General features: G+C 72.9%; 16 protein-coding genes. 9 read left to right on the top strand and 7 right to left on the bottom strand.

Annotation, left to right across the window (positions count from 1 at the left end; all coding sequences use genetic code 11):
- Positions 1 to 813 (top strand): AAA-associated domain-containing protein (locus tag ABCR83_RS21550; RefSeq protein ID WP_462696744.1); only part of this gene is annotated, 813 nt, incomplete at its 5' end.
- Here ABCR83_RS21550 and ABCR83_RS21545 read toward each other — a convergent pair.
- Complete coding sequence (locus ABCR83_RS21545) at positions 800 to 1,219, bottom strand: ArsR/SmtB family transcription factor (protein WP_462696743.1); 420 nt, start codon at positions 1,217 to 1,219, stop codon at positions 800 to 802. The two genes, ABCR83_RS21550 and ABCR83_RS21545, sit on opposite strands and share 14 nt — an antisense overlap.
- A gap of 46 nt (positions 1,220 to 1,265) precedes the next feature.
- Positions 1,266 to 1,475, bottom strand: coding sequence for a hypothetical protein (locus tag ABCR83_RS21540; RefSeq protein ID WP_462696742.1), 210 nt, complete (start codon positions 1,473 to 1,475; stop codon positions 1,266 to 1,268).
- A gap of 130 nt (positions 1,476 to 1,605) precedes the next feature.
- Between ABCR83_RS21540 and rodA the strand changes: the two genes are divergently transcribed.
- On the top strand, positions 1,606 to 2,796 hold the full coding sequence (gene rodA / locus ABCR83_RS21535) for a rod shape-determining protein RodA (RefSeq protein ID WP_462696741.1): 1,191 nt from the start codon (positions 1,606 to 1,608) through the stop codon (positions 2,794 to 2,796).
- Here the strand turns inward: rodA and ABCR83_RS21530 are convergent.
- On the bottom strand, positions 2,706 to 3,398 hold the full coding sequence (locus ABCR83_RS21530) for a rhomboid-like protein (RefSeq protein WP_462696740.1): 693 nt from the start codon (positions 3,396 to 3,398) through the stop codon (positions 2,706 to 2,708). The genes rodA and ABCR83_RS21530 overlap by 91 nt on opposite strands.
- Before the next feature lie 107 nt (positions 3,399 to 3,505).
- Positions 3,506 to 4,357, bottom strand: a complete 852-nt coding sequence (locus tag ABCR83_RS21525) for a DUF2127 domain-containing protein (RefSeq protein ID WP_462696739.1) — start codon at positions 4,355 to 4,357, stop codon at positions 3,506 to 3,508.
- Between the two features lie 217 nt (positions 4,358 to 4,574).
- Here ABCR83_RS21525 and ABCR83_RS21520 point away from each other — a divergent pair, with 217 nt between their 5' ends.
- Entirely contained in the window at positions 4,575 to 5,573 is a 999-nt protein-coding gene (locus ABCR83_RS21520) for a cytochrome c oxidase assembly protein (RefSeq protein ID WP_462696748.1), read from the top strand.
- 4 nt (positions 5,574 to 5,577) lie between these two features.
- Here ABCR83_RS21520 and ABCR83_RS21515 read toward each other — a convergent pair whose 3' ends face one another.
- Positions 5,578 to 6,513 (bottom strand): M56 family metallopeptidase, encoded by a 936-nt coding sequence (locus ABCR83_RS21515; protein WP_462696738.1) that lies wholly within the window; start codon positions 6,511 to 6,513, stop codon positions 5,578 to 5,580.
- Complete coding sequence (locus ABCR83_RS21510; protein ID WP_462696737.1) at positions 6,510 to 6,893, bottom strand: BlaI/MecI/CopY family transcriptional regulator; 384 nt, start codon at positions 6,891 to 6,893, stop codon at positions 6,510 to 6,512. Before ABCR83_RS21510 ends, ABCR83_RS21515 begins: the two co-directional genes overlap by 4 nt.
- A 103-nt stretch (positions 6,894 to 6,996) precedes the next feature.
- Between ABCR83_RS21510 and ABCR83_RS21505 the strand changes: the two genes are divergently transcribed.
- From ABCR83_RS21505 to ABCR83_RS21495, 3 genes are all read left to right on the top strand, one after another.
- Positions 6,997 to 7,686: a DedA family protein gene (locus ABCR83_RS21505; protein ID WP_462696736.1), complete on the top strand. Its 690-nt coding sequence runs from the start codon at positions 6,997 to 6,999 to the stop codon at positions 7,684 to 7,686.
- 32 nt (positions 7,687 to 7,718) lie between these two features.
- Positions 7,719 to 8,336 (top strand): phosphatase PAP2 family protein, encoded by a 618-nt coding sequence (locus ABCR83_RS21500; protein ID WP_462696735.1) that lies wholly within the window; start codon positions 7,719 to 7,721, stop codon positions 8,334 to 8,336.
- Between the two features lie 319 nt (positions 8,337 to 8,655).
- A complete protein-coding gene (locus tag ABCR83_RS21495) occupies positions 8,656 to 10,653 on the top strand; it encodes an ABC transporter ATP-binding protein (protein WP_462696734.1) in 1,998 nt (665 codons plus the stop codon).
- 33 nt (positions 10,654 to 10,686) lie between these two features.
- Here ABCR83_RS21495 and ABCR83_RS21490 read toward each other — a convergent pair whose 3' ends face one another.
- Positions 10,687 to 11,664, bottom strand: coding sequence for a polysaccharide deacetylase family protein (locus tag ABCR83_RS21490; protein WP_462696733.1), 978 nt, complete (start codon positions 11,662 to 11,664; stop codon positions 10,687 to 10,689).
- A 497-nt stretch (positions 11,665 to 12,161) separates the two neighbouring features.
- On the opposite strand from ABCR83_RS21490, the gene ABCR83_RS21485 reads away from it, so the two are divergent.
- From ABCR83_RS21485 to ABCR83_RS21475, 3 genes are all read left to right on the top strand, one after another.
- The gene (locus ABCR83_RS21485; RefSeq protein ID WP_462696731.1) at positions 12,162 to 13,394 is read left to right on the top strand and encodes a serine hydrolase domain-containing protein; all 1,233 of its coding nucleotides are present in this window, start codon (positions 12,162 to 12,164) and stop codon (positions 13,392 to 13,394) included.
- 147 nt (positions 13,395 to 13,541) lie between these two features.
- A complete protein-coding gene (locus ABCR83_RS21480; RefSeq protein WP_462696730.1) occupies positions 13,542 to 14,900 on the top strand; it encodes a type I glutamate--ammonia ligase in 1,359 nt (452 codons plus the stop codon).
- Positions 14,901 to 16,010, top strand: a complete 1,110-nt coding sequence (locus ABCR83_RS21475; protein WP_462696729.1) for an amidohydrolase family protein — start codon at positions 14,901 to 14,903, stop codon at positions 16,008 to 16,010. It begins immediately after the preceding gene.
- Positions 16,011 to 16,101 lie beyond the last annotated feature (91 nt).

The raw sequence follows: 16,101 nt of genomic DNA, 5'->3' as shown, positions 1-16,101 counted from the left end.
GCCCTGGACGTGCTCACCGCCGAGAACCTGCGCGGCGAACTGCTCGAACTGTGGGAGTCCGGGCTCTTTCCCACTCGCGCCATCGTCCTGGTCACCCACAACATCGAGGAGGCCGTGCTGATGGCCGACCGGATCGTGGTCCTCGGTTCCCGGCCCGGCACCCTCCGCGAGACCTTCGACGTCACCCTGGAGCGTCCCCGGGACCGCGAGTCCGCGGCCTTCGAGGAGCTCATCGAGCGCGTCTACCGCACCATGACCGGCCGCGACGGCGAGGCCCGGGTCCTGGGCCGTGCGGAGACCGTGGCGGCCGGGCGGCCCACCCTCGCCGACACCCCGCTGCCCCGCGCGGGGGTCGACGGGCTGGCCGGTCTCGCCGGTCTGGTCGCCCATCGGGGCGGCGGCTGCGACCTGGCCGGCCTCGCCGAGGACCTCGGCCTGGAGATCGACGACCTGCTGCCACTCGTCGACGCCCTCGAGCTGCTCGGCCTGGCCGGGACGAGCGAGGCCGAACTACGGCTCACCGAGCGCGGCGGCGCGTTCGCCGAGGCGGACGTCCAGCAGTCCAAGAGGATCTTCGCCGAGGCGGCCGGGGAGGTGCCGCTGGTCCGGCTCATCACCACCGGCCTGCGCCAGAACCCCACCGGCACCCTGCGCGCGGGCTTCTTCCGCGATCTGCTGGCCCACCACTACACCAGCGAACAGGTCACCGAGCAGCTGGAGACCGCCACCGACTGGGGCCGCTACGCCGAGCTCTACTCCTATGACGCGGACCGGCAGGAGTACCGGCTCGACGACTGCCCTAGTGGTCGGTGACCGGCCGCCGGGCGTGCACGCGTACGCCGCGGACCGGGACCGGCTGTTCCTGCGCGACGGACGCGGGTTCCTCCGCCAGGCCCGGCCCGGGCACGCCGTCGGCCGAGGCCGATGCGACCAATGACGCCTCTTCCAGCAGCCCTCGCACATGCGGCCCGGCGACCCGGTAGTAGATCCGGGTGCCCTCCCGGCGGGATGCCACCAGGCCGGCCGAGCGCAGCTTCGCCAGGTGCTGGGAGACCGCCGCGACATGGGCGCCCAGCAGCTCCGCGAGGCTGCCGACCGGAAGCTCCTGCCGGCTCAGCGCCCACAGCAGCCGGTACCGCGACGGGTCGGCCACGGCCTTCAGCATCGCCACCGCTCGTTCGGCAGCGGCTGAATCCCATGCGTCGGCTGGTGCTCCCATCCCGACATCGTAACCGCCGGTGGACGAAGCCCCCCGAACTCCTCGCTCAGGGGCTGACCGGATCGAAGCCGTAGCGCGGCGGCTCCCCCGGTGTGCGCCGGTAGACGTAGAGCGCCTGGACCTGCACGCCGTCCGGAGCATCCGCGGCCGGGCAGGGGTGCGTCACCTGGAGCACCATCGGGCGCCCCGTCACCCGGACGCACAGCCCGTCGGCCGGACCTCCGTCGAGCATCGCGCTCTCCCCGAGCTCTGACACGCCACCCTCCCGCGTCGGCACGACAATCATTTTGGCTATTGCGCAAGCAATGAACTGTAACCTGCCACGGCATGCCCGTTCCAAGCAGCACTCGATCCTGGCGACACCGCCGGCCCAGGAGGCTCTGACCGTGGGAACCTCGCTCCTGCAATCGCCGCTCCGCCGCCCCGCGTTGCGGGCGCTCGGCCGTTCCTCGCCGCTGTGGCGCCTGGACTGGGTCCTGCTGGGCGCCGTGCTGGCCCTGGGCGGCATCGGCGGACTGCTGACCTGGTCGGCGACGCTGCACCGGCAGGACGTCACGGGCGGGGATCCCAACAGCTATCTCAAGCGGCATCTGCTCAACCTGCTCGTCGGGCTGGCCCTGTGCGGGGCCGTCAGCATCGTCGACTACCGGCGGCTGCGTGGCTATGCGCCCTTCTTCTACGGGGCCTCGCTGCTGTTCCTGATCACCGTGCTCACCCCGCTGGCCAGCACCATCAATGGCGCGCACTCCTGGATCGTGCTCGGCGGCGGCTTCTCCCTGCAGCCCTCGGAGTTCGTCAAGCTCGCCCTCGTCGTGATGCTGGCGGCGCTGCTGGCCGAGGCGCGGGACGCCCGGGACGGCATCGCCCCGAGCGGACGTCAGATGCTGGTGGCGCTGGCGCTGTTCGGGGTGCCCGCCATGGTGATCATGGCCAGCCATGAGCTGGGCACCAGCCTGGTGCTGGCGGCCATCACCGCCGGACTGCTGTTCACCGCCGGAATTCCCGCCCGGCAGCTGGCCGTTCTGGCCATCGTGGCCACGGTCGTGATCGCCTCCGTGTTTGCACTGCACCTGCTCAGCCCGTACCAGCTCAACCGGTTCGCCGCCTTCGCCGATCCCCAGCTCGACCCGTCCGGGGTCGGCTACAACACCCATCAGGCCCGGATCGCGATCGGCTCCGGCGGACTGCTCGGCCAGGGGCTGTTCCACGGCTACCAGACCAATGGCGGGTTCGTCCCCGAGCAGCAGACGGACTTCGTCTTCACCGTCGCGGGCGAAGAGCTCGGCTTCCTGGGCGCCGGGGCCGTCATCGCCCTGCTCGGTGTGGTGCTGTGGCGCGGCCTGCTCATCGCCCGGCGGGCGGGCGACATGTTCGCCACGCTGCTGGCCATCGGCGTCGTGTGCTGGCTGGGCTTCCAGTCGTTCGAGAACATCGGGATGACGCTGGGCATCATGCCGGTCGCCGGAATCCCGCTGCCGCTGGTGTCCTACGGAGGATCCTCGATGTTCGCCGTCTGCGGTGCCATCGGGCTGCTGCAGTCCGTACGGGTCGACACCAAGCGCCCGCGCAGCGGCTGACGGGTCCCCGTCGCCGGGCCGTGCTCACGCAGCCAGTGCGAGCGCGCGCCGAGGACGCCCAGGGCCAGCGCGACCAGGTGGCCAGCGTCGGCCAGTTGATGGTCGACCACCCACGCCACCACCAGCAGCGCGGTGAGCGCCGGGAGACCGTAGCGCCTGGTCCGCCCGCCCCCGAGCGCCAGCAGGCAGCCGAGGGTGGCCACCAGGCCATAACTGATGCCCACGTCACGGGCCCTGCTGAGGATGCCCGGCAGCTGGGCCAGGCGCATCAGCCACATCGCCCCCTCGGTGAGCAGGGTCGCGGCCAGGTGACCGAAGAGGAAGACGCCCATGCCGCGCGCGGTGCCCCAGCGCCACTCCGCGATCCCCAGCACCGCGGCCACCGCGCCGATGCCCAGCAGCACCGGCACCCCGTCCACCACCAGGCCGCTGGCGAGCAGCGTGTACCACTTGCCCACCTCGAGATGGTGGACATTGCTGCTGATGTGCCGGACGAAGCGGGCCTGTTCGGCCGACGGCTGGGCGGCCATCCAGCCGGCCGTGGCCAGCAGCAGCGCCACATACACCGCTGTCGCGGGCAGCCGTCGCAGCAGAGCCGGCATGTGCCCCACCCACCCGCTTCCGGTCGATCTCGTCCGGGCCGTCCAGGGGGCCCGAGAGGAAACCGCACCTTAACCCAGGCGGGCGTCACAAAGAGATAAACGGCTGGTCAGCGCGCATCCGGACCGGGGAAGACGCGCTCCAGGGCCTCCCAGCCACTGTCCCGGGCGCGCTCGGCCGCCTCTGCCCGGCCGCCGCCCCGCAGCCCGAACAGCCGCTTGGCGATCAGCAGATAGACCAGGACGGCCAGGTTGATCACCAGGGTGCAGACCTTCAGCGGGCTGATGTGCCCGGTCAGCTCGTAGACCTCGGGGACGAGCAGCACGGCGGTCGCCACAAAGGTGAGGTACTCGGCCCACCGCTCGGCTCGCCACAGCCCGATCGCCTCCACGCCCTCGAGCACCGCATACGCGGCGATGACCAGGCCGATCACCCATAGCGTCCGGGTGTGTGCGTCGAAGGCCTTCTGCAGTTCGCCCAGCAGACCGTGGCCGTGCCGCCCGCTCGGGCCGCCGACGCCGTTCTGCAGGTCGTCGACGATCCGGTAGAACGGGCCCCGGAGTCGTTCCCGCTCATGCGCGAAGAAGAAGACGGCGACGGCCAGCACGCCGAGCACCAGGAAGTGGATCAACCGGTCGATGGCGATCAGCCGCAGCACATAGCGGTCCCGCAACGCCTTGCCGCGCAGCGGGAGTTCGATCTCGGTGCGGTGGTGCGGGATCTCCCGTTCCGGCTGGTCCGGCGGGGGCAGCGGCAACCAGGCGTCACAGCGCAGACAGCGGTGCCACCGGGCCCCTTCGCCGTGCTCGCGCACCAGCAGCGCATCGTCCGGCCGTACGTTCGCGGCATCGGTGCCGATCAGCCGGTGGCCGTGCAGTCCGCACCCGATCAGCTCGTAGTGCAGCCGACGCCGCTTCGGCCGCGCCCCCGGAGCGGGCACCAGACCCGGTTCGTCCGCCACCCGTTCCCCCTTTTTCCGTGCTGTACCGCGGAGGATTGTGGCGGGTCGTCGTGCACGGCGCGCGGTGCTTGGTGACAGCCGACCGGAAAGCGGAGCTTCCCATGACCCTCCCATGGGTGATGCTTGGCCCAACACCCAGCTTTCTTTTGGGATCGCAAAGAGGCAGCACCCGCTCTCTGATCGTCTTCGGGCGTCACTACGCTGGTCGTTCGTGGCCATGGCAAACGCACTCCCCGAGCTGACGTCCGCCCGGCTGCTCGGCACCTGGCAGGCGGACCCGTTCGGGCTGGCGCTGATCGCGGTGCTGGGCGGTCTGTACGCATGGGGGGTCGTCCGGCTGGCGCGGCGCGGTGAGCGCTGGTCCCCCGTCCGTACGGCCGTGTTCGCGCTGCTCGGGCTCGGCATGATCGCCGCGGCGACGATGTCCTCGCTGGCGGTCTACGACCGGGAGCTGTTCTGGCCCGCCGCCGTGCAGAACATCGTCCTCGACCTCATCGCCCCGCTCGGGCTCGCCCTGGGCGACCCCCTGGCGCTGGCCCGTCGGGCGCTGCCCGCGTCCGGCGCCGAACGGCTGGCCCGCGCGATGCGCGGGCCGGTATCGCGTCTGCTGACCTTTCCGCTGGTGAGCACGGCGCTGGTGCTCGGCTCCGAGCTGGGCATCTATTTCACGCCATACTTCGAGGCCGCGCTGCGCAATGAGACCGTCCACCGGCTGATGTATCTGCAACTGCTGGTGTCCGGGTGCCTTTTCGTGCTGCCCATGCTCACCCGTGAGGAGCTGCTGCCGCCCTGGTGCAGTCACCCGGTCCGGGCACTTCTGGTCTTTGTGGACGGGATCGTCGACGCGGTGCCCGGCATCGTGGTGATGACCAGCGGGACGCTGATCGCGGGCGACTGGTACGGGGCGCGGCAGCGCGACTGGGGGCCGGGCCCGGACCGGGACCAGGTGCTCGGCGGCGGGCTGATGCTGGCGATCGCGGAGCTGGTCGGGCTGCCGTTCCTGATCGCGGTCTTTGTGGAGTGGCTGCGCACGGACCGCGCCAGAACGGCCGAACTGGACCGCCGGCTGGACACCGAGCTGGAACGGGTGCCGGTGCCCCCGCCGCCCGAGCGCGAGACGGCGCGGGCCACGGAACCGGAACTGACCCGTCCGTGGTGGGAGACCGACCAGGGTGTCGTCGGCGAGCGCTACCGCCGGAGCCGCGAATCCGGCTGAGGGGTCAGCGGGTGCCCTGGGCGGTCTCGATGTTCTGGTGCAGGTCGCCGGTGGCGTCGACCGCCGCCGCACCCGAGCCGAGCAGGCACGCGCCCAGCAGCACGGCGACGCACCGGACCGGCCAGGTGGCGCGCCGCGGAGCGGTGGAGCCGGCCAGCAGCGCCGTGACCCGCCGGGGCACCGGCCCCGCGACCGCGGACAGCGCCGTCGCGGGCCGCCCCGGGCCGGGCGCGGCGGAGGCGGCGAGGGCGGCCCGGCCCACCGCGCGGGCCACCAGCCGCCGGTCGCCCACCACGCTCGCCGCCGCCTCGTCCGCCCAGCGCTCCAGCTGGAAGGCGAGCGGGGCGCGCAGGGCGCGCAGGGCGGGGTGCAGACAGCCGGCGAGCTCGGTGGCCAGCAGCAGGACATGGTGGCGGCCCGCCAGATGGGCGCGCTCATGGGCGAGCAGCGCGGCGCGCTCATCCGCGTCCAGGCTGCGCAGCATCCCGGCGGTGACGACCACCCGCCCGGGCCGGCCGGGGAGCGCGTAGGCGTCCGCGCCCGCGTCCGGCAGCACGGTGAGGTCACCGGCGGCCGGGCGGCCCGACGTCTCGGCGCGGGCGCGCAGCACCTGTCTGCCGTGGCGCAGCAGGGTACGGGCGGCGGCGGCCGTCGCGGCCAGGGCGGCCGCGGCCATCGCGGCGCCGAGCGGGGCGGCGAAGGCCGGGTCGTGCGGGAGCAGGGCCACGGACACATGGCCGAGCGCGGCGACGAACGGCAGGTGCAGCAGGGCGGCCATGGTCAGCAGGGCCAGGGCGGCGCTGCTGAACGCCGCGAGGGTGGCGGCGGAGGCGGCCAGCAGCAGGGCGGCGGGGCGGGGCGGCAGCAGGGCGGCCAGCCGGCGGGCGGCCGGGACGGCGAGCAGCGGGGCGAACAGGGGTGCCCAGACGGCCCAGATCACCGGGGCTCCACCGGGCTGGAGGCCTGTCCCAGCAGGTCGCGCAGCAGTTCCTCGTCGTCGGAGGAGAGCCGGGAGACAAAGCGGGCGAGCACGCCGGGCCGGTCGTGTTCCTTGTCGAGTTCGCTGTGCATGCGCTGCGCGGCGAGGGCCGCGTTGTCCTCGACCGCCGGGCTGTAGGCGTAGGCGCGTCCGGCGCGGGTGCGGCGCACGGTTCCCTTGTCGTGGAGCCGGGCCAGGATGGTGGCGACGGTGGTGCGGGCGAGTGCGCTGGGCAGCGCCTGGCGGACTTCGGGCGGGGTCAGCGGGCGCTCGGCCGCCCAGAGGGCGGCGAGCACTGCGGCCTCGAGCTCGCCCGCAGGGCGGCGTATGGACTCGGTCACGGGAACCGCTCCCTCCCAGGAATCGTCTACAGTCTCGTAGACCGTCTACTGATCTGTAGACGGTGGGGCCGTCCGCTTCGCCGCGAAAGCCCTGCCCTCGATTATGGGAGGCCTCGCACCCGTGCCCGCACCGCCCGCCGTCCTGGCCGTGAACGTCCTGGACGCCTCGTCGCTGCTGTCGGCCTTCGGAGCGCTCGGCATCGCCGTTGTGCTGTTCGCCGAGACCGGCCTCCTCATCGGTTTCTTCCTGCCCGGGGATTCACTGCTGTTCACCGCCGGCCTGCTGTGCCGCACGGGAGCGCATTCCGGGCCGCACCTGGATCTGGTGCAGGTGCTGGCCGCCTCGGTGGCCGGCGCGCTGGCCGGCGCGCAGTGCGGCTATGTGCTGGGGCGGCGCGGCGGGCGGGCCCTGCTCACCCGGTCCCGCAACAAGCGGCTGCACGAAGGGGCCGCGCGGGCCGAGGAGCTGCTCGGCCGGTACGGCCATGCACGCGCGATCGTGCTGGCCCGGTTCGTACCGGTGGTGCGCACCGTGCTCAATCCGCTGGCGGGGGCGCTGGACGTCGCTCCGCGTACCTTCGCGGTGTGGCAGGCGGCCGGTGGTCTGGTGTGGACGGCCGGCCTGGTGCTGGCCGGTTACGCGCTCGGCTCCGCCGTGCCGAACGTGGACCGGTATCTGCTCCCGATCGTCGCCGTGGTGGTGCTGGTGTCCGTGTCGCCGCTCGCCTTTGAGCTGTTGCGCGGCCGGCGGCGGGCCGCGGCTCAGTCCCCGGGCCCGGACGAGGGCCGCTGATGACCGTACCGACGACAGGATCGACAACGCATATGACGGCCATAGTCCTCGCCTACGACGGCTCGCCCATCGACGGTGGCCTCTACACGGACATCACCGAGGAGGCGCGGCATGCGCCGGCGCTGCTCAACGATGTGATCACCGCTTGGTCCACCTACGGTCTCGGGCTGTTCGCCGTGCTGATGGCGGTGGCCTGGTGGCGGGCCCGGCGGGCGGACGCGCCGGTGATGGCGCGGACGCTGGCCGTACCGCTGGTGGTGGTGGCGGTGTACGGGGTGGACATGGTGCTCAAGGCGCTGGTGCACGAGGACCGGCCCTGCCAATCGCTCGCCGGGAGCTTCACCCTGGAGTCCTGCCCGGCGCCGGGTGACTGGTCCTTCCCGAGCAACCATTCGGTGATCGCCTTCTCCGCGGCGACCGCGCTGTGGCTCGTCGACCGCCGGCTGGGCATGGTGGCCATGCCGGCCGCGGTGGCGATGGCCGCCTCGCGGGTCTGGGTCGGCGCGCACTATCCGCACGATGTGCTCGTCGGTGCGCTGGCCGGCATCGTGCTGGCCATTCCGCTGACCCTGCTGGCCACCCGGGCCGCGCCCTGGGTGGAACAGGCCCGCAAGGGCCGGTTGCGTGCCTTTCTGGTGACCGCCGGGTAGCCGAACCGGCCGGAGCCCCTTCGGTGTCCGCCGTGCAGCCATCGGGCCGCGTGGCGGGCACCGTTGTCCTCCCGGGCTCGATTCCCGCCGGGAAAGGCGGTATTGATCACTGGCCGGTCGGGGACCTAAGGTCCGCTCGTGACTCCTCCGGCCCGTCAACGAGGTTCCGCACCACGCCACTTCGCGAGGGGGCGGGCGGCGGGCATATGGCCCACTCGCCCCGTAGGGCGCGCCATATCCGGCGCCGTCCGATCGGGCGTCAGCGAGGAGGCACCGTGCACCACCGCCAGAAACAACCGTCCGCACCCGGAGGTGCGGCATGAGGCCGCGACCCCGGCGCACCGCGGGAGCCGAGGAGGAGGACGCCGCACAGTCCGAGCGGTTGCTGTTCGGCGGCCCGCTGCGGCATGACGCGGGCTGGAACAAGCATGAGCAGGCCTGTCTCGAGATGTCCCTGTGGGCGATGGCCCGCCGGCTGCCCCACCTGATCGTCTCCACCATCCGGCTGGCCTGGCGGGCGGACCGGCGCGCGCTGCGCACGGTGGCCGTGGCCGAGCTGGGCCAGGGCCTCAGCCAGGCCGTGGGCCTGGTCGCGATCAACCAGGTGCTTGCCGCGGTGCTCTCCGCGGGCCCAGTCGGCCACCGGCTGCACGCCGCCCTCCCCGCGCTGCTGACCATCGCCGTCACCGGTGCCGTCGGCGCGCTGGCGGCCTCGGCCTCCACCTCCGGCACGGGCCGCCTGGAGCCCAAGGTCGAGCGGGTCGCGACCGAGATGTACCTGGAGCGCGTGATCCATGTCGAGCTGGCGGCGATCGAGGACGAGGAGTTCCAGCGGCTGCTGGACTCCGCCCAGTACGGGGCCGCGTCCGCGCGCCGCATGATCAAGTACTGCACGGCGGTGGTGGGCGCGCTCATCGCCTTCGCCGCGGCGGCCGGTGTGCTGACGGTGCTTCACCCGGTGTTGCTGCCGCTCCTCGCGCTGACCACCGTGCCGCGCTCCTGGGCCTCGCTGCGCAACGCCCGGGCCCGCTATGTGTCCCGCCGGCACTGGGTCCAGCACTCCCGGGCCGGGCGGCTGATCGGCAATCTGCTGATCCAGACCGAACCGGCGCCGGAGGTGCGGGTGCACGGGGTGGGCCCGTTCCTGCTCCGGCACTTCCGCAGCATGTCGGAGAGCTCGGAGGCCGAGCAGACCCGGCTGGCCGGCGAGGCCGCCCGCACCCGGCTGGTCGCCTCGGCGCTGACCGGGGCCGCCACGCTGGCGACCTATCTCGCGCTGGGCGGCCTGTTGCTCACCGGGGTGATGAAGCTGGCGGTCGCGGGCACCGCGGTGCTGGCCACCCGCAGCGGTTCGGCGAGCCTGGCGAGCCTGATCCTTCAGGTCAACAGCCTTTACGAGGAGGCATGTTACGTCCAGGACCTGGAGCGGCTGTGCCATGAGGCGGCCGAGCGGGCCATCCCGGCCGGTGGGCTGCCGGTGCCCGGGCAGCCGGCCGAAATCCGGCTCGAGAACGTCTCGTTCAGCTATCCGGGCGGCGAGGAGGGCAGTCGGCGGCCCGCCTTGCGGGACATCACCCTCCGCATCCCGCGCGGCAAGGTCGTCGCCCTGGTCGGCGAGAACGGCTCCGGCAAGTCCACTCTGGTCAAGCTGCTCGCCGGGCTCTACCGTCCCGACGCCGGGCGGATCCGCTGGGACGGCCGCGATGCCGACGACCTCGACCGGGCCGAGCTGTTCTCCCGGTTCGCGATGGTCGGCCAGGATTTCCACCGCTGGCCCTTCACCTGTCGGATGAATGTCGCGATCGGCCGCACCGACCGGCCCGTATGCGGGGAACGGCTGGACGCGGCGGCCCGGTACGCGGGGGCCGATGAGGTGGTCGAGGAGCTGCCGCGCGGCTGGGACACCCTGCTCGCCCGCGGGTACCGGGGCGGTCACCAGCTGTCCGGCGGCCAGTGGCAGCGGCTGGGCATCGCCCGGGCCCGCTACCGGGAGGGCCGGATCCTCATCGTCGACGAGCCGACCTCCGCCCTGGATGCCAGGGCCGAGATCCAGGTCTTCGACCGGATCCGGCGGCTCGCCGACGGCGGCCAGACGGTCCTGCTCATCACCCACCGCCTGGCCTCGGTGCGGCATGCCGATGTCATCCACGTCCTGGAACACGGCCGGCTCCGGGAGAGCGGCACCTTCGAGGAGCTGATCCACAACCCGCCGGTGGGCATCTTCCGCGAGCTCTACGAGCTGCAGCGCAGCCAGTTCGCGGCCGAGGGGCCGCGGCTGCCCGGCCCCAGGCGGCCGACCGGGAGCGGACCGCGCTGACCGGCAGCGCTGACCGTCCGCCCGGGCGGGCGGTCAGCACGGCAGGGGGTAGGGCACCTGGTCGCCGACCGGGCCGGTGTTGCGGCACATCTGGTAGCCCTGGTCCCGCAGGTCGCCGATGATGCCGGGCAGGGCATCGGCGAAATGGCTGAACAGGTGACCGAGGATGACCCCGCTCTGCTTCTCCTCGGGAGACGACTCCCGTACGGTCGTGCGAATGGCGTCCGCGCTGCGGAAGCTCCCCTGGACCATCTGCCAGTCATTGGTGTCGATCGTCCAGTTGCAGACCCTGAAGCCCAGGTTCCCGGCGATCTCCGTCTCTCTGGCCCCGGCGTCGCCGTACGGGGGGCGCAGCATATTGCCGGTCACACCGTTGTGGATCTCGTCCTGGACCTCCTGGTCCGACAGCTTGGTCAACTGCCGGTGGGTGTAGGTGTGGTTGCCCACCCAGTGGCCCTGCCGGCGCAGGGTGGTGATGATCTGGGGGTACTCGGACGCGTACTGGCCGATCAGGAAGAATGCCGCGCGGACGCCCTGGGCCTGCAGCTGGGAGCCGATGCGGACGGCGCGTTCCGGATCGCCGTAGGGCCAGTCGTCCAGGGACAGCAGCACTCTGCCGGAGGTGTTGCCGCACCGTTCGCGGTCCCAGCCGCCCTCCGCCTCCGCCGCGGGAGCGGGGGCCGGGGCCATGGAGGCCGGGGCGTGCCTCCCGGCGCTCCCGCCGATCTGACGGGCACCGTCCGGGCCTTCGTGTCCTTCGGGCCGGTGGTCCTGGGCGCCCGTCCGCCGGCCGTCGTCCGGGCAGGAGCCGGCCGCCGCGCGGGGGTGGTGGCCGGTGCTCGCGGCCGCCCTGGCCTGGGGGGTGCATTCCCGCCGGTCCTCGACCGCGACCACCACAAATGCCGAGCAGGCCACCAGCACGGCGGCGGCCCCGGCAGCCTTCAGCCCGGTCCGCCGACGCCTGCGATGGCGTCCGCGGCCGGGCCGGAGGACTCCACGGAAACCCGACATGCTGACTCCTCGCGGGTGACGGGTCGTCGGCGCACCCGAGCCGGTGCGGTGATCTTGGCACCAGCCTCGGGGCAGGTTCCCGCTCTCGCAACCGAGGGCTCCGCCATCCGATGGCGGAACCGGCGTGGTCCGCCACCCCCTCAGCGCGGCCAGGTGACGGCACAACACCTGACGCATCGCCTCGGGGGTGACGGCGTCGGGCCGATGGCACACGGCTCCGGCCAGGATCAGGTCCGGCCGAATGGCGAAGCCTTGTCCACATCCGGGCCCCAACCGCAACCGGCCACCGGCGGGGTGCGCCCTGAACCACGGGAAACCAGGGCAGTCTGGCCATAAGCGCGCCGGGGTGTTCGAGTCCATTTCCGGCCATCGGAGCCGGCCCGCGGCCCGGCCGGTTCCCGCCCCCCACCATGCGCCCCGCGCAACGGGATCCCTGGTCGACAGCGTCCCGACGCACGTACACCGCAGAACGTCACCCGCGAGCGGAGAGGCAGAAGATGACCGCACGGACCGTACGCACAGCAGGCAGAACCCTGGTGGCGGTGCTGGCCGCCACCGTGATGGCCACCACGGCCCTCATCTCGACCGCTTCCGCCGCCCCGGGCGGACCCGCCGGAGGGTCCTCGCACGCCGCCACCCAGGCGGCGATGGACGCCCAAGTGCGGGCGGGAGCGCCCGGCGTGCTGGCCGAGGCCCGGGACGGCCGTGCGATCTGGCACGGCTCGGCCGGGGTCGCGGACCTCGGCACCCACCGGCCGCGCCTTCCCCGGGACCGTTTCCGCATCGGAAGCATCAGCAAGGTGTTCAGCTCCGTCGTCCTGCTCCAGCTGGAGGCCGAGGGCAGGATCCGCCTCGACGACACCGTCGAGCGCCGGCTGCCGGGTGTGGTCCACGGCAACGGCCACGACGGACGCCGGATCACGATCCGTCAACTGCTCAACCACACCAGCGGCATCTTCAACTACACCGCCGACAAGAAGTTCCTGGAGGACTTCGGCAAGAACTTCTTCCGGCACCGCTTCGAGACCAGGACACCCGCCCAGCTGGTGGCCGTCGCCATGCGGCACCGGCCCTACTTCGCGCCGGGCGCGGGCTGGACGTACTCCAACACCAACTACGTCCTCGCCGGGATGATCATCCAGAAGGTGACCGGGCACTCCTACGCCACCGAGATCGAACGGCGCGTCATCAAGCCGCTCGGACTGCATGCCACCGTCCTCCCCGGCACCTCGCCACGGATGCCGGACCCGCACGGCCGTGCCTACAGCAAGCTCGAGCAGACCGCCCCCGACGCCAAGATCTACGACGTCACCGAGCTCAACCCCTCCTGGGCCAACGCAGCAGGCGAGATCGTCTCCACCACCGGCGACCTCAACCGCCTCTACCACGCCCTGCTGGGCGGCAAGCTCCTCCCCCGGCACCAGCAGCGGGAGTTGCTCACCACCGTGCCACAGGGGCCGGGCTCCGGCGGCGCCCGGTACGGGCTGGGCATCTCCACCGCCAAGCTCGCCTGCGGGGTGCCCCTCTGGTTCCACGACGGCGGCATCCATGGCTCCTCCTCCGTGGTCACCGCCACCGCCGACGGGCGCCACACCGCGGCGTTCAACCTCAACGGCGACTGGACCGGCGAGCTCCTGCCCGCGGTCACGGCCGAGTACTGCGGCAGCGCCGGGCCGGCCGCGGCATCCGGGGCGCACCCGGCCCCGGCACGGCCGGCCCTGCTGCGCTGAGCCCGGCGGGCGGGCTCCCTTTCGCGCGCCGGGGCCCGCCCGTCCCCGCCGAAACGCCCCTGCCTCGAGGTGTAATACGAGAAGATCCGGCCCAGACTTCTGAGCGACGCGGTTTCACCTTCACCGGACGCCGGCAGAGGAGCAGCCATGCACAGCCCGCAACGGGAACGAGCCGAGTCGGCCGCCCGGCAGGAAGCCGCCCAGCTGACCGCGCAGGGCGTGCACGGCGTCGCCCTCACCTGGGTGGACAACGCGGGCATCACCCGCGTCAAGGCCGTCCCCACCGCCCGGCTCGCGCACACCGCGCGCTGGGGGGTCGGCATGTCGCCCGTCTTTGATGTCTATCTCTCGGACGACTCGAGTGTCACCAGCCCTCATATCGGCGGACCCGACGGTGATCTGCGGCTCTTCCCCGACCTGGACCGGCTGACCGTGCTGGCCGCCCAGCCGGGCTGGGCCTGGGCGCCGGCCGACCGGTATGAGCAGGACGGCAGCCCGTATACCGCCTGCCAGCGGCAGTTCGCCCGCCGGATGGCCGAACGCGCGGCGGGCCACGGCCTGCGGCTGTGCATGGGGTTCGAGACCGAATGGGTCGTCACCCGTGCCGATGCGCAGAAGCACGAACTCCGCTACGCGGGCGCCGGCCCGGCCTATGGCATGGCCCGGCTGGTCGGGCTGTCCGGCTATCTCCGCGACCTCCTCGACACACTCACCACCCAGCACATCGACGTCCTGCAGATCCACCCCGAGTACTCCCCCGGGCAGTTCGAGGTCTCGGTCGCCCCCTCGGACCCGGTGGGCGCGGCCGACCTCGCCGTGCTCGTCCGCGAGACGATCCGCGCGGTGTCCGGGCAGCACGGTCTGGAGGCCCAGTTCGGGCCCGTCATCGAGGCGAGCGGCGTCGGCAACGGCGCGCATCTGCACCTCAGCCTCTGGCGGGACGAGCAGAACCTGTGCCAGGGCGGCGACGGTCCCTGCGGGATGACGCCGGAGTGCGAGGCATTCCTCGCCGGGGTGCTGAGGGAACTGCCCGCCCTGCTCGTCCTCGGCGCTCCCTCCCCCGCCAGCTACCTACGGCTCCAGCCCTCGCGCTGGGCGGGCGCCTTCGCCTGCTGGGGCCCGGAGAACCGGGAGGCCGCGATCCGCTTCGTCCCCGGTGCGCCGGACTCCACCGGTCATGCCAACGCCGAGGTCAAGTGCCTTGACGCGGCGGCCAATCCCTATCTGGTGACCGGTGCCGTCACCGCCGCCGGGCTCGCCGGGCTCGAGGCGGGGCTCACCCTGCCGCCGCCGGTGAGCGGCGACCCGGCCCGCACCGGCGGGCAGGAGCGCCTGCCCACCACACTGACGAAGGCGCTGCACCACTTCGAGCGCTCGGACCTGCTCCGCGAGGTGCTGGGCGACCCGCTCTTCGAGGCGATCGCCGCGGTCCGCAGGGCCGAGGCGGCGCAGTTCGAGGGCGCCGCGCCCCAGGACATCGCGGACGCCACCCGGCGGCGGTACTGAATGACCACGCTCCCGCTGGTGGACCAGCACTGCCATGGCGTGATCCGCACCGACCCCGGCCCGGGCGTCTTCGCGGCCTACCTCTCGGAATCCGACTCCCCCGCCCCGCCGGGCACCTCCTTCCTCGACAGTCAACTCGGCTTCGCGGTACGGCGCTGGTGCCCGCCCGTCCTCGGCCTCGACCCGCACTGTCCGCCCGCCGAATACCTGGCGCGGCGCCGCGAGCTCGGCGCCCGGGAGGCCACCCGGCTGCTGCTGGGCGCCACCGGCATCACCGACTATGTGGTGGACACCGGGCTCAGCGAGGGCCTGACAACCCATCAAGAGCTGGCCGCCCTGGGCGGAGCGGCCTCGCATGAGATCGTCCGGCTGGAGCGGCTGGCCGAGCGGATCGCCGACGAGGCCGACAGCCGTACGTCCTTCCTCGACGGCCTGGCGGATGCCGTACGGGAGGCGGCCCGCACCGCCGTCGGCTTCAAGTCGGTGGCCGCGTACCGCTATGGGCTGGACTTCGCACCCAACCCGCCGGGCTCGGCCGAGGTGCGTGCGGCGGCCGACCGCTGGCTCGCCGACCGGGCCCGGGGCGACCGGGTGTGCGACCCCGTCCTGCTGCGCCATCTGCTGTGGTCGGCGGCCGAGACCGCGCTGCCGATCCAGTTGCACACCGGTTTCGGCGACCCCGACCTGCGGCTGCACCGCTGCGACCCGGCGCTGCTGACCGACTTCGCCCGTGCCGTCCGCCCGACGGGCTGCTCGCTGATCCTGCTGCACTGCTACCCGTACCACCGGGCGGCCGCCTACCTGGCCCACGCCTTCCCGCATGTCTACGCCGATGTGGGGCTGACCCTCTCCTACACCGGAGTGCGTGCCGAAGCCGTCCTGGCCGAGGCCCTGGAGCTGGCCCCGTTCGGCAAGCTGATGTTCTCCACCGACGGCCATGGCCTGCCCGAGCTGTATGTGGTGGGCACCAAGCTCTTCCGCCGGGGGCTGCGCCGCCTGCTGACCGGCTGGGTGAGCGACGGCGCCTGGTCGGCCGGCGACGCCGAACGGGTGGCGGAGCTGGTCGGCTCGGGCAATGCCCGCCGGGTCTACGGGCTGGGGCGCGGCTGAGGGATCCCCGGTGGCCCGCGGTTGCGGCCGCCGGCCCCGCGGGAGCCGCGCAGCATCAGGGCTCCGCCGACCGCGGAGATTCCGGCAGCGG

It is taken from the genome of Streptomyces xingningensis (assembly GCF_054957865.1).
The sequence above is the reverse complement of the archived record's forward strand: the minus strand, read 5'-3'. Positions and strand labels throughout refer to the sequence as shown.

What these genes read in the sequence shown, in the direction of transcription:
- ABCR83_RS21545 (WP_462696743.1), bottom strand. Translation starts at nt 1,219, where the DNA reads ATGGGAGCACCAGCCGACGCATGGGATTCAGCCGCTGCCGAACGAGCG.
- ABCR83_RS21530 (WP_462696740.1), bottom strand. Translation starts at nt 3,398, where the DNA reads ATGCCGGCTCTGCTGCGACGGCTGCCCGCGACAGCGGTGTATGTGGCG.
- ABCR83_RS21520 (WP_462696748.1), top strand. Translation starts at nt 4,575, where the DNA reads ATGGCAAACGCACTCCCCGAGCTGACGTCCGCCCGGCTGCTCGGCACC.
- ABCR83_RS21505 (WP_462696736.1), top strand. Translation starts at nt 6,997, where the DNA reads ATGGGAGGCCTCGCACCCGTGCCCGCACCGCCCGCCGTCCTGGCCGTG.
- ABCR83_RS21500 (WP_462696735.1), top strand. Translation starts at nt 7,719, where the DNA reads ATGACGGCCATAGTCCTCGCCTACGACGGCTCGCCCATCGACGGTGGC.
- ABCR83_RS21495 (WP_462696734.1), top strand. Translation starts at nt 8,656, where the DNA reads ATGAGGCCGCGACCCCGGCGCACCGCGGGAGCCGAGGAGGAGGACGCC.
- ABCR83_RS21490 (WP_462696733.1), bottom strand. Translation starts at nt 11,664, where the DNA reads ATGTCGGGTTTCCGTGGAGTCCTCCGGCCCGGCCGCGGACGCCATCGC.
- ABCR83_RS21485 (WP_462696731.1), top strand. Translation starts at nt 12,162, where the DNA reads ATGACCGCACGGACCGTACGCACAGCAGGCAGAACCCTGGTGGCGGTG.
- ABCR83_RS21480 (WP_462696730.1), top strand. Translation starts at nt 13,542, where the DNA reads ATGCACAGCCCGCAACGGGAACGAGCCGAGTCGGCCGCCCGGCAGGAA.
- ABCR83_RS21475 (WP_462696729.1), top strand. Translation starts at nt 14,901, where the DNA reads ATGACCACGCTCCCGCTGGTGGACCAGCACTGCCATGGCGTGATCCGC.